The organism is Psychrobacter sp. CR212 (genome assembly GCF_059693765.1).
In genome coordinates, this window is sequence record NZ_JCATIF010000002.1 from 476531 (window position 1) to 492615 (window position 16085).

14 protein-coding genes are annotated in these 16085 nt (G+C 43.4%); 6 read left to right on the forward strand and 8 right to left on the reverse strand.

Going from position 1 to position 16085, the window contains the following annotated elements; translation table 11 throughout:
• Positions 1–110 precede the first annotated feature (110 nt).
• Positions 111–1499: a serine hydrolase gene (locus AC58CZ_RS06310; protein ID WP_494224366.1), complete on the forward strand. Its 1389-nt coding sequence runs from the start codon at positions 111–113 to the stop codon at positions 1497–1499.
• A 60-nt stretch (positions 1500–1559) separates the two neighbouring features.
• On the opposite strand, the gene AC58CZ_RS06315 is transcribed toward AC58CZ_RS06310, so the two are convergent.
• The 3 genes from AC58CZ_RS06315 to AC58CZ_RS06325 form a co-directional block, all read right to left on the reverse strand.
• Positions 1560–2807 carry a cation:proton antiporter domain-containing protein gene (locus AC58CZ_RS06315; RefSeq protein WP_494224367.1) on the reverse strand — a complete coding sequence of 416 codons (1248 nt, stop codon included), beginning with the start codon at positions 2805–2807 and terminating at the stop codon, positions 1560–1562.
• 255 nt (positions 2808–3062) lie between these two features.
• Entirely contained in the window at positions 3063–4949 is a 1887-nt protein-coding gene (gene ilvD, locus AC58CZ_RS06320; protein WP_212563651.1) for a dihydroxy-acid dehydratase, read from the reverse strand.
• Between the two features lie 191 nt (positions 4950–5140).
• The gene (locus AC58CZ_RS06325; RefSeq protein ID WP_494224368.1) at positions 5141–5896 is read right to left on the reverse strand and encodes a hypothetical protein; all 756 of its coding nucleotides are present in this window, start codon (positions 5894–5896) and stop codon (positions 5141–5143) included.
• Between the two features lie 223 nt (positions 5897–6119).
• Between AC58CZ_RS06325 and AC58CZ_RS06330 the strand changes: the two genes are divergently transcribed.
• The 3 genes from AC58CZ_RS06330 to dusB all read left to right on the forward strand — a co-directional run bounded on the left by AC58CZ_RS06330 (position 6120) and on the right by dusB (position 10096).
• Positions 6120–6563, forward strand: a complete 444-nt coding sequence (locus tag AC58CZ_RS06330) for an HIT family protein (RefSeq protein WP_186474719.1) — start codon at positions 6120–6122, stop codon at positions 6561–6563.
• Positions 6564–6897: 334 nt separating this feature from the next.
• Positions 6898–8943 carry a BCCT family transporter gene (locus tag AC58CZ_RS06335; RefSeq protein ID WP_494224369.1) on the forward strand — a complete coding sequence of 682 codons (2046 nt, stop codon included), beginning with the start codon at positions 6898–6900 and terminating at the stop codon, positions 8941–8943.
• A gap of 121 nt (positions 8944–9064) precedes the next feature.
• A complete protein-coding gene (dusB, locus tag AC58CZ_RS06340) occupies positions 9065–10096 on the forward strand; it encodes a tRNA dihydrouridine synthase DusB (RefSeq protein ID WP_083499640.1) in 1032 nt (343 codons plus the stop codon).
• 76 nt (positions 10097–10172) lie between these two features.
• On the opposite strand, the gene AC58CZ_RS06345 is transcribed toward dusB, so the two are convergent.
• Positions 10173–10580, reverse strand: coding sequence for a DUF1622 domain-containing protein (locus AC58CZ_RS06345; protein ID WP_494224370.1), 408 nt, complete (start codon positions 10578–10580; stop codon positions 10173–10175).
• A gap of 199 nt (positions 10581–10779) precedes the next feature.
• Between AC58CZ_RS06345 and AC58CZ_RS06350 the strand changes: the two genes are divergently transcribed.
• The gene (locus tag AC58CZ_RS06350; RefSeq protein ID WP_494224371.1) at positions 10780–11667 is read left to right on the forward strand and encodes an SDR family NAD(P)-dependent oxidoreductase; all 888 of its coding nucleotides are present in this window, start codon (positions 10780–10782) and stop codon (positions 11665–11667) included.
• Between the two features lie 335 nt (positions 11668–12002).
• Here the strand turns inward: AC58CZ_RS06350 and AC58CZ_RS06355 are convergent, their stop codons facing one another.
• The gene (locus tag AC58CZ_RS06355; RefSeq protein ID WP_494224372.1) at positions 12003–12506 is read right to left on the reverse strand and encodes a hypothetical protein; all 504 of its coding nucleotides are present in this window, start codon (positions 12504–12506) and stop codon (positions 12003–12005) included.
• A gap of 169 nt (positions 12507–12675) precedes the next feature.
• Here AC58CZ_RS06355 and AC58CZ_RS06360 point away from each other — a divergent pair, with 169 nt between their 5' ends.
• Positions 12676–13332, forward strand: a complete 657-nt coding sequence (locus tag AC58CZ_RS06360) for a tetratricopeptide repeat protein (protein ID WP_494224373.1) — start codon at positions 12676–12678, stop codon at positions 13330–13332.
• A gap of 172 nt (positions 13333–13504) precedes the next feature.
• On the opposite strand, the gene AC58CZ_RS06365 is transcribed toward AC58CZ_RS06360, so the two are convergent.
• The 3 genes from AC58CZ_RS06365 to lipB all read right to left on the reverse strand — a co-directional run bounded on the left by AC58CZ_RS06365 (position 13505) and on the right by lipB (position 15729).
• Positions 13505–13972, reverse strand: a complete 468-nt coding sequence (locus tag AC58CZ_RS06365) for a hypothetical protein (RefSeq protein WP_301450387.1) — start codon at positions 13970–13972, stop codon at positions 13505–13507.
• Positions 13973–14150: 178 nt separating this feature from the next.
• Positions 14151–14681, reverse strand: a complete 531-nt coding sequence (locus AC58CZ_RS06370) for an inorganic diphosphatase (RefSeq protein WP_075106090.1) — start codon at positions 14679–14681, stop codon at positions 14151–14153.
• Positions 14682–14874: 193 nt separating this feature from the next.
• Positions 14875–15729, reverse strand: coding sequence for a lipoyl(octanoyl) transferase LipB (gene lipB, locus AC58CZ_RS06375; RefSeq protein ID WP_494224374.1), 855 nt, complete (start codon positions 15727–15729; stop codon positions 14875–14877).
• Positions 15730–16085: the final 356 nt, after the last annotated feature.

Below are 16085 nucleotides of genomic sequence, written 5' to 3' on the forward strand. Positions count from 1 at the left end.
CACCCAACTGATTTTAATACTAGGACAGTTCACAATACTGGAGCAAGGTAGCAATGATGGACGTCAATAAGCAAAGCAATGATCAAAATAATAAAAATATCGATACATCTATGAGCATAGATCTACAATGCCGCTTACAGCAGTTATTGACAGATTTACAACTTGATGACGCGCCAGCTGGTGGTGCTGTGGTTGTGTATCAGGCAGGCGAGTGTATTGCGCAGGCAAGTACAGGTATGGCGCGTCTAGATGCGTCATGGCAGTCTGATACGCTTGCCATCAATTTTTCTACTGGTAAAGGCGTTTTAGCGACATTAGTGCATGTATTGGTGTCACAGCAGCTGCTTGGTTATGACGTGCCTATTGCTCACTATTGGCCAGCGTTTGCTGCAACAGGTAAAGACAGCATTACCTTGCGACAGGTGATGTCACATCAGGCGGATTTGTTTTCGATCACCAGTATCGATGTCGATAGTGACACGGTGCTCGATTGGCGCGTTATGCTGAGTCATATTGAAGGAATGCCTATCACAGCACCTGAGGACGCCGCCGCATATGACAGCGCTTATAGCGCGTTGGTATATGGTTGGGTACTTGGCGGTGTGATAGAAGCCGTGACACATATGTCATTAGCCGAAGCATTACGCCAGTATCTAACCGAGCCTTTAGGTATTGCAGACAGTTGCTATTTTGGTGTGCCAGATAGCAAAGTAGATCAAGTAGCAAAGCTTGCCAAAGACTTTGAGTCATCAAATGAGGATAGCGTACAACTGCGTAACAAGCGCCAAAAACCAACCTTAAAATCCGACTCACCAAGCACCTTGCGTACTTATGCAAGTCTGCCTAGCTATCATTGTTGGCAACAGAAAATGCTAAATGATAAGCGTGCAGCTGAAACGCAAAGTAGCCTTAATGACGATCTAGACAACAAAAATATTGATAACATACAACCTATATTAAATACTGCGCGTATTAATAGCCTGTATTTCAATACCAGCCAGCTCAATCTAAAAAACTATAAGGCAGCGCTCATTCCTGCCGGAAAACAAGCACTTGATTATCATAATCGCAAGACACTACAGGCAATCATTCCCGCTGCTAATGGCGTCGCTTCAGCGGATGCGCTAGCTATTATTTATGCCATGTTGGCCAATGGTGGGGTTTGGCAAGGGCAGACGCTAATTGATAGTGCTACGTTTAAGCAACTCTCCACAACTCAAGTCACAGGCCTAGATGCCGTCATGCCAGCGCCTATGCAGTGGCGATTGGGCTACCACAGATTATTCAGTATATGTAGTAAAGACACTATCGATAATAGCATTGATCCAGCACTATCAGGGTTTGGGCACATGGGATATAACGGCTCAGTCGCTTGGTGTGATCCTACGCGCCAACTGTCATTTGCCTTTATCCATAACTTTGATACCACCATGCTCAATGATATCCGTCAGTTCGCATTGGCAGAAGCGGTTTTGAGCTGGGTTGATGAAGCGCGCTGATAAAGGTAGTTCTATAAATGAACTCACTTTATCAATCACAATGGCAGCATAAATGATTAATTAATGATGCTTTTTTGGTGTCATTTTAAGTAGCCTTGTTGCGCTTAGACCATGGATGAAGATGGATGTTAGAATCACAATCGAGCAGACAATCCACAATTTGAGTGCATCATCCTCAGCAAAGAAATCTGTGTTGAGCGCATAAGACAGATAGTACAAAGTACCAATACCGCGTATACCTAGTGCTGAAATTGCGTATTTTTCAGTACGGGGTAAATGAAGTCCTGATAACGCGATAAATCCGCCAATTGGGCGTATGAGTAGTAGGAAAGTAAAACTGACGACATACACACGCCATGTTAGCTCAACACCAGCTTGCAAACCTTGACCCAAGAACATACCAAAAACAACCAGTACTAACGACATCAACAAACCTTCTGATTGCTCAGCAAAATCGTGTAGTTTTTGATGATAAGTGTGCTCACATTCTGAACGCCTAAATGCAAATGCAGCGACGAAGACAGCGATAAAACCATAGCTGTGCACATACTCTGCGACACCATATGCCACCAAAGTCAGAGCAATAACTACATATCCTTGCGATATCGTGGTCTCACGGGTGTGTTTAGAAAATACTACTTTGGCCATCGCCTTACCAACCAGCACACCAACCAATACCCCTGCGCCAATCTTCCACAAAACATCATGGGTGAACCATGACCACAGCATCTCACTGGTAAAAGCGTTTCCTTCACTAAAAGCTTCCGCAATTTTAATCGCCAAGTAAACAAAAGGAAAAGCCAATCCGTCGTTTAACCCTGCTTCTGAAGTCAACGTAAAGCGAGGTGTGTCTTCTCTTCCTGTATTAGGGGGGCCCACCTGAATACTAGAAGCCAGAACAGGATCGGTAGGTGCTAATACCGCACCCAGCAAAATAGCAGCGCCAAGGCTCAAGCCAAAGGCATAATAGCCTAACCCTGCCATCGCAAAAATACCGATGGGCATCGTAATGAGTAAGAGCCTAACAGTCGGTCGCCACAGCTGCCAAGAGAAATCAGTATCAATTTTGATACCCGCACCAACCAATGAGACTAAAATGACAATTTCAGTCAGTTTTTCGATGATTATTCCATTATTGATAGGGTCCAAAAACGATAGAGACGTCCACCAGTAACCCATCATTAGACCGAAACTCACCTGTAGCATAGGCAATGATATCGAGGTGCGTTTAAAGATAACAGGAAACAATGCCCCTAATAAAAAGGCGATACCGCAGATTAATAAAAATAAATTGTAGTTTTCAATCATAAGGTTTTCGCACGTTGTTATATTTTAAGGATTTGTTTTGAGAGGTTGGCTTTCGATATTGATAATGGTTGGTATGGATGTTTAATATCTACCCTGCAATATGACTTATCATGCCGATAAAAAAGAATTATTACCGAAAAAAATAGTTATCAGAACGACAGATACGTTGTTTTTTGGTGAAAAAAAGCCTGCATGGCGCAGGCTTGATAGATTTTTATAAATAAGTTATGAAAACGAAGGGTTTAGATAGAGTTCTTAGCGCTCAACTTGGCTTACGTCGCGCACAGCGCCAGTGTCCGCACTGGTCGTCATTGCAGCATAAGCACGTAATGCCGGCGAGACATGACGATCACGACTGACGGGTTTCCATGCGTCGCGACCGCGTGCTTCCATAGCTTCTCGGCGTGCGGCTAAGTCTGCATCACTGACTTGCATGTTGATAGTACGATTTGGAATGTCGATGTGAATGCTATCACCTTCTTCAACCAGACCAATGGCACCGCCTTCAGCAGCTTCTGGGCTAGCATGACCGATTGATAGACCGGATGTGCCACCAGAAAAACGACCATCAGTGAGTAGGGCGCATTCTTTACCCAAACCTTTTGACTTCAGATACGTCGTTGGATAGAGCATCTCTTGCATACCAGGGCCACCTTTAGGGCCCTCATAGCGGATGATGACCACATCGCCTGCAACGATTTTGTCGTCTAAAACTGCCGCGACAGCCGCATCTTGTGATTCAAAAATACGTGCGCGACCGGTAAAGGTTAAGATACTCTCATCGACACCAGCGGTTTTGACCACGCAGCCACGCTCGGCAATATTGCCATACAGTACAGCCAATCCACCATCTGCAGAGTAGGCGTGTTCGGCACTACGGATACAACCTGACTCACGGTTGACGTCAAGGTTTGACCACTCTTTTGATTGTGAAAACGCCTCGGTGGTGCGAACGCCACCCGGTGCAGCAAGGAAGCGCGCGCGTGCCTCATGGTTATCATGATTCATGATATCCCACTTATCAATCGCTTCTTTCATTGTCGTACTATGGATAGTCGGTACGTCAGTTTTCAACAATCCCGCACGATCAAGTTCAGCCAACAAGGCAAAGACCCCGCCCGCACGATGCACGTCTTCCATATGGAATTTTTGTGAGGCAGGGGCTACTTTTGCTAGGCATGGCACACCGCGGCTTAGACGGTCAATATCAGCCATTTTAAAATCAATCTCAGCTTCATTGGCCGCAGCAAGTAGATGCAAGATGGTATTGGTTGAACCCCCCATGGCAATATCTAAGCTCATTGCGTTCTCAAAAGCGGCTTTGGTCGCGATTGAGCGTGGTAATACTGAATCATCATCTTGCTCGTAGCGACGTTTCGCAAGCGAGACAATAGTGCGTCCCGCTTCCAAAAACAGCTCACGGCGTAGTGAATGAGTAGCGAGTAGTGAGCCATTACCCGGTAGGGCCAAGCCTAACGCTTCGGTCAAGCAGTTCATCGAGTTGGCTGTGAACATCCCAGAGCACGAGCCGCAAGTCGGGCAGGCTGAGGCTTCGATAGTGGCCACATCCTCATCACTGATGCTGTCATCAGCTGCGTCCATCATTGCATCAACGAGGTCAAGCTTACGAACGGCACTGTTATCATTACTATCGGTATTGTGGCTCTTACCGACGGTACTGGCTAGGATTTTGCCCGCTTCCATTGGGCCACCTGAAATAAATACCACAGGTATGTTAAGACGCATTGCCGCCATCAGCATACCGGGGGTGATTTTGTCACAGTTAGAAATACAAACTAGCGCATCTGCACAGTGAGCATTGACCATATACTCGACAGAATCAGCGATCAAATCACGGCTTGGTAGCGAGTACAACATACCGCTATGGCCCATCGCAATACCATCATCGACCGCAATGGTATTGAACTCTTTTGCAACGCCGCCTGCTTGCTCAATCTCACGGGCGACCAGTTGTCCAAGATCTTTTAGATGCACATGGCCGGGTACAAACTGGGTAAAAGAGTTAGCAATCGCAATGATTGGCTTGCCAAAGTCGCCGTCAGTCATGCCAGTGGCACGCCATAATGCGCGCGCGCCTGCCATATTACGACCGCCGGTAGAGGTTTTTGAGCGATAATCCATGTGATATTCCTTACTAATAGGCGAGATTTTTTTGAGTTTGAACTCGCAAGTGTGATGCTTATAGTTTGCTTTTTATCTGATATGAAGACTAGTGAATAATACTAAGTCTTTACCATACCATTAGATATGAATAATTGAAAATAGCTTAGTAATGGTAATGGGTTTAATATGATAAAAATAGAGTTAAGGCACTATTCAATGCGAGATAAAATCGCCTTATCGAACCAAGGTAGTTCAGCTTTATCGGCTTCTAGCTTCATAATAACTGCCAGCGCATGGGTGGCCAAAAGCTGTTGATAGTCACCACTTGCCTCAATCGTCAATAGCGATTCGGCAGGTAGCTCTTGCGCATTAGGGCTTTGCTCGTCAATACTGATTAATATCTGCTTATTATTTTTATAAAGGACGTCTACACGACCAAAAAATTGCCAGTCTTCAAAAGCGGCAATAATAGCGTCGGCGGCATCCTTAGTATAGATTTGCTGCGTCTTTTTGCCCGTATTGGTCCAATGCAGACGAACGGCTAACTGCAATGCCTCACTAAACACCACCAATGAGCCCATAATTTTTACATGCCAAGGACTGGTCAGCAGCTCCTCGTCAATGCCAATTAACTTGGCAGCTTCGTGAGCTGACATAGGTGTATTGAATTGAAGCAGTAATTCAGGTGTAAGCGGATGCGACTGCTTGACGGCATCGTCTAAGCTATCATAATGATATAGAAAAGGCAGTGGCAAATCTTGCGTGACGGTCTTTTTGATGATTTTACAGTTGTGTATCTGCCAGCCAATCGCCTTGTCAGTCAAAGCTTCTGCTAAGATGATAGCGTTTGGATCGATAGTTTTAGTACCGCTTTTACTCTCAATATCAGAGTGTTCTTCCTTATTATCAAGGGTTATAGCAGTATTATCCATATCTGTTTGAGTTGGCAAAGTAGACGAATCCATAAACATAGCGTTATTAAGATAGAGGGTTAATATAACATTTTAAGGGCATGGCCCGCCAATAAATTAGTGGGATAAGCTAGGGAGTGTACAGCTTGATTTTATCAACCACGGAAATGATAGCAACTTGTACTAAACTTATATTTCGTCCACTATATGACAAGCGCTCTAAACCATTTTAAAAGCTGTTAAGCATCCAACAATCAAATAATCAAAGGAAAAAATAATGACTGAAGTAAATCAAAAGACTGCTTATGACGACAATAATATCTTTGCCAAAATGTTAGATGGTGATATTCCTTGTCATAAAGTCTATGAAGACGACAAAACCCTTGCTTTTATGGATATCATGCCGCAAGCCGAAGGTCATGTATTGGTAATACCCAAGCAAAAAGCGGTAGATTTGGTAGATCTTGAGCCAGAGTATGCCGCTGCTGTCCTGATGACTTCTAAAAAGGTTGTGCAAGCACAGCGTCAAGTGTTTGAGCGTGAAGGCGTTATTCAGATGCAGTTGAATGGCTCACAAGCCGGTCAAACGGTTTTTCATTACCATGTGCATTTGATTCCATCGAGTATTCATGAGTTAGGACGTCATGCAGTAACACAGGCTGATCAAGGTGAGCTTGCAGATATTGCTCAGCGACTTGCTACAGCTATTAGTGCTGCCTGATATCGAGGCATAAATTGCTAGGATGATAGGTATATAAGGATGATAGGTATATAAGATTGAAGGGCAACTAACAAGTTGCCTTTTTTATTGCCTAGTAATCATTGTGTAATAAACGTTAAGTTATTGTTGTAAACACGCGTTTATCTTGGGATTTGGCTAAAGTTTATGTTACATAGTATTCCCATCTATACAGAATGCGTCGGTATTATTGCTAACGTGCTGTTGTAATATTAATGACAACTATTGTTTGTAGATTGATATCTACTATGTTGATGAGTATCAGGGATATGATTCTTTATCACTTATTTTTACGGATTTGAGGATACCACTGCTTATGAGTAACGGTTCACGCTCTACCATTTTATTGCCGGTTTTTATACCTGCAGCGGTCATTATGCTGCTGCTAGTCATCGGTACTGCGATCGATCCTGAGGCAGCGGGTGCTCTGTTCAGTGATGTGCTTAGTTTTACGACTGAGACATTCGGCTGGTTTTATATGCTGGCAGTGGCCCTGTTTTTGATGTTTATTATTGTACTGGCGTTTTCGTCTTATGGCAGTATCAAGCTGGGCCCTGATCATGCTGAGGCGGAATACGGATTCCTTGAATGGTTTGCCATGCTGTTTTCGGCAGGCTACGGGATTGCGCTACTATTTTATGGAGTAGCGGAACCAGTGATGCATTTTTCTAGTCCGCCAATGTCTGATCCTCAGACCATTGCGGCGGCAAAAGAGGCGATGCAAATTGCGTATTTCCATTGGGGTTTTCATATTTGGGCGATTTATGGTGTTGTTGGTTTATCACTGGCGTATTTTGCGTTTCGTCATGGTCTACCATTATCAATACGTTCGACACTGTATCCGATTATTGGTGACAGGATTCATGGCCCTATCGGTCATACGGTCGATGTGTTTGCGATATTGGGTACGATGTTCGGTATTGCTACCAGTCTTGGTCTGTCAGTATCGCAAATCAATGCAGGTCTAAACTACTTGTTACCTGATATTATCCCCGTGAATACTACCATACAGGTCGTGGCGATTGCATTAGTGACATCGGCAGCACTGGTGTCCGTATTGGCAGGGATGGACAAAGGGGTAAAACGCTTGTCTATTCTAAATATGGTATTGGCAACCGCGTTGATGGTGTTTGTATTTGTAGTAGGGCCGACGATCTTTATCCTAAATGCCTTTATGGAAAATACGGGTAGTTATTTGGGTAATATCGTTGAGCGTACCTTTAGCTTACAAGCGTACGAGAATAGCGATTGGATCGGTAGCTGGACCTTATTTATCTTTGCATGGACGATTGCATGGGCCCCCTTTGTCGGTCTGTTTATTGCCAAGATTAGCCGTGGTCGTACCATCCGTGAGTTTGTACTCGGTGTGATGTTGGTGCCAACGTTCTTTACGTTCTTCTGGTTTTCTGTATTTGGTGATACTGCCCTACATATGATTATGGTCGATGGCTATAACTCACTCATCAGCGAGGTACAAAACAACCAAGCGATTGCTTTATTTAAATTATTAGAGCGGTTACCGTTTACCGAATTTGTATCGTCATTGACTATTTTGTTGATTATTACCTTTTTTGTGACGTCATCAGATTCTGGCTCATTGGTGATCGACTCGCTAGCAGCTGGCGGGCGTAGTGATACGCCATGGTGGCAGCGCAGTTTTTGGGTAGTGACTGAAGGGGCTGTTGCCGCGGTGCTTTTGATTGCAGGTGGTCTCACAGCGCTACAAACGGCAGCAATCGTTAGTGCTCTACCATTTGCGATTATCATTCTGATCTCCATGTTCGGTATGTGGCGCGCATTGCGTATCGAGGGACATCGTAATCAAAGCCTTGATCAAAATAATAAACTACCGCCGCACTTACTTAAACCGTCTGCATGGCGTGAGCGTATTGATTATATGACCGACAAGCCGACGCGTGAAAAGGTGCTAAACTACATCAAAGAAGTGGTGATGCCTTCGATGATGGAAGTGTCGTCTAAATTTGCAGAAACCGGCTGGACGACTGAGGTCAATTATGATGCAGCCAATAACCGTGCCGTGCTTGAGTTGCAGCGTGGCGATGATGTCGAGTTTTGGTATGAAGTGCGCTTGTCTGAACATGAAGCGCCTGATTATTATACTGAAAGCAGCGCCGACACCTTGCCGCAAGAGCACCATCATCGCGCTGAGGTGTATCTGCGCCGTGGTGGTCAGACCTATGACTTATACGGCTATAAGTCTGAATCGGTGATCAATGATATCATCGATCAGTTCGAGAAGTATTTACACTTCTTGAATGTGTCACCTGATAGCCTACCGTGGCGCATGCAAGCGCATGATGATGACATCACGCTAGAGCAGGGCAGTGTGCTTGATAAATAATGAATAGAATGTATCAAAAATGAGTAATGCTTATGCAAGCTATTCACGTTAATCGCTTGCAATAAATGTAAGAATCCTTAGAATGACGGCTTGTTTTCCTTACAAATCAAGCCGTTTTTTTATGTCTATTGATTCTCCTGTGTTACCTTCATCCTCGACTTTGTCCGACCATCCATTGTTGCAGCCCTTAAATATAGGTGGTCTGACGATTGAAAACCGTTTGATGGTCGCACCGATGGCGGGCGTGACGGACAATCCTTTTCGCCGATTGTGCAAATCATTTGGCGCAGGTCATGCGGTCAGCGAGATGATCATCGCTGATACGGCACTTTATGCACGCAAAAAATCCCTATATCGTGCCAATTTCGACAATGAGATTGCGCCTATTTCTGCACAGATAGCAGGCGCAGAGCCAGACAAATTGGCTGAAGCGGCTCGTTATCAAATCGATAATGGCGCGCAGATTATCGATATCAATATGGGCTGTCCGGCCAAAAAAGTCTGCCGTAAGCTGGCAGGCTCAGCGCTGCTGCAAGATGAGGATCTAGTAGCAAGATTGCTTGACGCTGCAGTCAATGCTGTTGATGCGCCTGTGACATTAAAGACACGATTGGGGTTTGAAAACGGTCGTGAAAACATCCTGCGAGTCGCCAAGCGGGCAGAGCAAGCAGGTATTGCCGCGATTGCGATTCATGGGCGTACGCGCGAGGATATGTATACGGGCGAGGCGCGTTATGAGTTAATACGCGAAGTCAAAGACAGCATTAGCATTCCTGTCATTGCGAATGGCGATATCGATAGCGCGCAAAAAGCGCAGCATGTTTATGAGCTGACAGGCTGTGATGCGGTGATGATTGGGCGAGCCGCGCAAGGGCAGCCGTGGATATTTCGTGATATTGAGCATTTTTTGCGCACAGGTGACGTGCTTGATGCCCCAAGTGTGAGCGAGATTAAGGAAGTTGTACTGGCGCATTTGCAAGAGCTGTATGACTTTTACGGCGAGTACTCTGGCTGCCGTATCGCCCGCAAGCATATTGCGTGGTATACGACAGGCATCCCCAACTCCAACGCTTTTCGGCAAGCGATGTATGGCGAGGAGAGTACAGCAGGGCAGTTCCGCGTGGTTGAGCGTTTTTTGCAGACGCATGAGTAGTAATGATCTGTACAGTTTCATCACGCTTATCATAAGCATAAATCACTGATACGTCTTTTAATCCTGTTGATTAAAGCTATATTTTATCAACAGGTGTGGCTTCATTAAAAGGCATAGCATCAGGGTTTTTCTCAGATGTTGGCTTTTCTTTTTGCCAAGGAAATCGGCCTTCTAGCTCAACTTGTAGTGATAAACTCAAAAACGTACGAATAAGCACGATAATACCCAATACTAAGACGCTGCGTAATGTCGGCTCTGTCACCACTGTTGCCATAATGTCTGCGGCAATCAGTACCTCAAGTCCCAAAAGAATGGATTTGCCAACGGTCTGCCTGCTCTCTACATAGGTATTATGGTTCAGGCCGCCCGATATCCGAAATGCTTTGTAAAAGGCAAAGAGGAGTCCAAAGAACATAATCAAGACACCAATGACTTCGACTATCTTGGCAATCAAGTCAATATAGTGGGTTAGGTTTCCGATCAAAATAACGTCTCCTCTGTATCAGTCAGCAAAAAGTATGGCGCTAAGTATCGTCACTATTATATGATGATATATCACTATAAACCTCTAAAACCGTCAAGTTAACTATCAGCTATTGGTGTTTTGTTCACTGTATGCGATATTTTTTTGCTATGCTGTAAACGAATATTCATTGGCATAGGACAGACAAAAAGGACTTTTTATGGCTAATCCCTCGAAAAAAGCAATAACAAAAGCAGTAAAAGGCAAGAATATTATCATTACGGGTGCATCAAGTGGTATTGGCGAGCGTACGGCTTTTTTGTTAAGTGAGTGCGGGGCGCATGTTATTTTGTTGGCGCGTACTGAAGACAAACTAAAAACCGTCAAAGAAAATATTGAAATATTGGGTGGCAGGGCCAGTTATTATCCATGTGACCTCACCAATATGGATGAGATTGAAAAGACCAGCGAACAAATTCTTGCTGATTTTAAACATGTGGATGTATTGGTCAATAATGCTGGTCGTTCGATTCGCCGTTCAGTCCATGAGTCGGTCAACCGTTTTCATGACTTTGAGCGCACGATGGAGATTAATTACTTTGGTGCTGTTAAAACTATTTTGGGTTTCTTGCCGACGATGATTAGCCGCCAAACAGGTCAAGTCGTCAATATCTCTTCGATTGGTGTATTGGCAAACAGTCCTCGCTTTGCCGCGTATGTGGCGTCAAAATCTGCACTAGATGCGTTTAGTCGTTGCTTAGCCGCGGAAGTCAAAGGCGATAATATCAAGGTCACCAATATCTTTATGCCCTTGGTACGTACCCCTATGATTGCCCCCACCAAGCTATACCGTTATATGCCAGCTTTGATGCCTGATGAAGCTGCATTAATGGTCGCAAAAGCGATTGTCCATAAGCCAAACAGTATTGCCAGTAATATGGGCAAATTCGCCTCAGCCACTTATTCGTTGGTGCCAGCATTTAACGTCGGTATTCAATCAATTGGTTATCGTATCTTCCCAAGTTCGACGGCGGCGCAAACGACTGATAGCAAGCCTAACTTTGCTCAGCGTGCCTTTGCTAGAATTCTTCCTGGTGAGCATCACTAAGATGGGTTTATTCTTAATTATTACGAAAACAAAAAAAGGATACGATGGTATCCTTTTTTAATGCCCTATCTATTTGTATTAATGTTCCTATAATATAGATAGGTAAGGCGTTAGTAGCCTTTTGTTCTTAGCAATCTGCTTCGGTTAAAGTTTATTTGCCATAATGTAGCTGTATAGGAATAAGAGTGGTTCCCTAGTGAGGGCTTGAACATAAGGCTGTAGGCTAGTGGTAGCGATTGTTGGAGTTGTTGGAGTGACAGCAGTGTACTTCATGGCGTACTGTTTGAGCGATTCAAGATTATTTAAGTATGATGGTATCTATACTCAAATATTTATCACTTGAAGTTATAATTATAGACACGTACTACCCCAATAGTAGCATCAGGATTATCTATCACTTCTTCGCCACCAGCTAAAAAGAATATTCCATCAATGAATTGTCCTTTATCATCCGCTAAATAGTGCGCATCTTCTGTATCATCCAAAACTAACGCATGGTCTATATCTCCGATACGACTGCCAATTTTGATACCACCATCAAAGATTTCGCCTTGATAACCTTTACCAACTTGAATGAAGATAAGCGTACCCTGCTCAGAAAAACCAAGTTGTAGATCAGGACTATTAAAGAAAATTGCGTATTCGTTACCGTACGATGAACCCCATTTATATAGTAAGACTCCTTCATTATTGTTTACTAAATCAACATTCCAAGGAACTTTATTTCCATCTACAATCTGATCGACATAATGCAAAAAGCTTTGCAATTTTTCACCTAGTGCGAACCCTGCTAAGGATTTGCCAATCTCTGCTTTAGCATGTAAATCCAGATGAGCCATTTATTTAGTTAACCTTATATTGATTAATAAGCTTTACAAGCCCAAAAATAGTATTAAATCGCGATCGATGCGCTATACAGCCATAGAACTGCTAGCGTTAGATATGAGTTTAATGGCTATAAATCGATGGTATGATTAACGAATAAACCACAGTTAGTGACGCGACTCTATGATCTTTCCTAAATCCAAAATGACAACTGCCTTTCTTTTTCTTTTATCCTCACTATTTCTGCTGATAGGTTGCCAACAAATTCAAAGTGCAACTAATCAACAAGCTTCTCAGACGCAATTAAGTCATAAGGAAAAAAGTGACGTTACAAAACTACAAAAATTAGCCGAACAAGGTGATGTAGAAGCTCAGTTTGAGCTCGCTGAGAAATATAGAGAAGGTACAGAAATAAATCTAGATACTGTAAAAGCAGTCTATTGGTACACAAAAGCAGCCGACCAAGGAAATGTAGCGGCTCAGTCTAACTTAGGCGTGATATACGGTTTAGGTTATGGCGTATGTCAAAATACTATGAAAGCAGTCTATTGGTATACAAAAGCAGCCAATCAAGGAGATGTAGCGGCTCAGTTTACTTTAGGTGATTTGTACCACAAAGGTTCTAGTGTGCCTCAAGATTATAATAAAGCAATTTATTGGTACAAAAAAGCAGCTAGTCAAGACTATCCGTTTGCTCAATATGCTATAGCCACTATGTACGAAAAAGGTCAGGGCGTACGTCAAGATTATGCTATTGCTAAAGAATGGTATGACAAAGCATGTGATATTGGATTTCAATCATCAGGTTGCGATGAATATAAGACTAATTATAGTAAATAGTTTTGAATACAGAAGAATTGATTTAGATTAGTCTTCCTGAGGTATACCTCAACGGAACCAGCTATTTCACTCTTCAAACCTATTATCCAGCCTCTGAGTAACAATACTCGCAGGCTACAGTATCAGCGATAAACGGTTCTATAAAAAAAAGTATCGCGATCCAGTACTTTATTTAACCAAACACTCGCCACAATATCCAAAATATACCTATCATCAAGACAGCGATGACAAGCAACCGTTTTAGCCAATAAGGGAGTAAAGGTTTTTTATAGCCCAAGTCATTGAGTTGACTGTCGACACCCGCTTGTAAGCTTTTAAACCCTTGCCCTGGCTGAGTAGATTTAACACGGTTTTTTACCAATGGACCAGGCTCATCTTCGACCTCTTGCTCTCTATCGAAACTAATGGCTTGATTGGGGATACCTTGTTTGCTGGCGATGGTATTGAGCTTTTGCTGTTGTTTTACTTTGAGTGCAGTCTCATAGGCATCAATCCTAGTTTTGGCTTCATCCATACTGATGTTTTCGTCGGCCGCCAAGGTTTTGATGGCCATCACCAAGTTGTTTTTTTCGACCATCATAATGACGTCTTTTGGCAACTTTGTACTGACTGGCTTTTTGCTAGGGTCGGGGTTAAACATGGCTGTCCTTATTACGGCGTATGCGTGTGAATGAGTAATCGCGTTTATTATAACCATTTTACATATAGAGTATTCAAGTTACACACAGAGTATTCAAGCAAAAAAATACCGCGATCACATTGCGATCGCGGTATTTTGGTATTTATCTATGATTAGCATTTATGCCAATTTTAATAAATTATAGGTCTTTCCAGCGTTGGATAGATTCTTTGATGACTTCTTTCGCTTCGCTCACATCACCCCAAGATTCAACCACAGTAGTGCCCGCTTTTTTCAGGTCTTTATAGTGGCTGAAATGGAACTCTAGTTGGTTGATGAGCTGCTTTGGTAGGTCTTCTAGGCTGTTGTAAGCATTACCTGTGTCACGGTCGTCAGCAGGGACGACAACGATTTTGTCATCGACTTCGCCATCATCAACAAACTTCATGACACCGATGACTTTGGCCTTTAAAAAGATGCCAGTCGGTAGTGGCTGTTCAGTCAAAATCAATGCATCTAGCTCATCACCATCTTCGTCAAGCGTTTGCGGGATGAAACCATAGTTACATGGCTTAGCAAAAATCTGTGGGTCAATACGATCAAGCTCAAATACGGCCAATTCGCGATTCCACTCAATTTTATGGCTGCTACCAGCTGGGATCTCTACGACTACGTTGATGATACCGCCGTCTACGTCGCCTGCGTCCAAAATTTTATTAAAATCTGCCATGAAATACTCCAATTTGCTTTTGTTTTAGAGGTTTGAATGATTGATGTAGCTAGGGATACTGCAAAATCTTTGCCGCACCCGATTTGTACTGGGTGCGATTATAACAAGTTTGGTCTAAATTTTCTCTTAATGCTTAAGTCTAAGCGTGCAAGATATTATGCAAAAAAAGATTATGCAAAAATGGACTCAAAACTCACTTTGGCGCTATTGCTCGTAATTCAATCAGTCCAGCATGACGCTTGGCGATATTATCGATAAGTTTTTGAGTAACTATCTTGTAGTTTAATGCGTCGCTGATTTGTTGAGTCGTTTGTGTTTCTGACTCTTTTTGCTCTGAATCTGTCTGCATGGCCACAAAATCAGACAAGCGCAACATCTGCATCCCCGCATAACCGCAAGGATTGATAGCATTAAATGCTGACAAATCACAGTCTAAGTTAATTGCGATACCATGATAGCTAAAGCCATGCTTAATCTTGAAGCCCAACGACGCTATTTTTCCAAGCATAATCTTATTATCAGGAGATGGGTCATCTAGCGAGTTGCTATTAGCATTGCTACTGTCATCCGCTACAGTGGGGTCAGAATACATATAAACGCCAGGTGCATCACGGCGGGCATGGGCACTGATATTGTCACGACTAGATGGCGAGCTATGCAGACAGTCATTAACGACGTCTTCGATCGCTTGTTCAGCATGGGAGACCAGATGGCGTACACTCCAGCCCAAACTGTTTAAGTCAAACAACCAGTAAAGTACCAGCTGTCCGTGACCATGCCAAGTTACCTGACCACCGCGGTCGGTCTTGATGATAGGCGTGTCGGTGCGCTGCAATATGTGTTCTTCTTTGCCTGCTTGTCCAAGCGTATAAACATCGTTGTGATCAACGATCCATAACTCATCAGGCGTGCGCAGTCCTTGCTGTTTTTTTAGATCGATACGTTCGAGAGTACGTGACAGCATGGCATCGAGAGTGGGAACATAATCGGCTGCTGACAGAGATTTACTGATCAGCATGTCATTGAGCGGTTGTGTGTCGTTTTGCATGAGCGTGTCTGTCTTATGATTGTCCAGTGTAAAGGCGGAGGATGCCGATGGCTAGTGTAGCAGTTTTGGCAGGTATCGCTCAAAGATTATATGCTATCACGCAGTCTAAGAGACAGTTAAATACTAAGGGTGAAAAGTCATGAAGGATCCATAAAAATATTTATATATCATTGAGTTAGCTGATAGGTAGACAACACTAGTACAGACGCACTAGTCAACCAAAGAAGCTGTTCATTGCGCAGTCAATGCGCTACATTAAAGTTTGATAAGCAAAACCGAATAAAATGTACGGTCAGGGCATATAACGGATGCGCGCGTCTGACTAACAAAGTAACACCATAATTCAATAAACATAG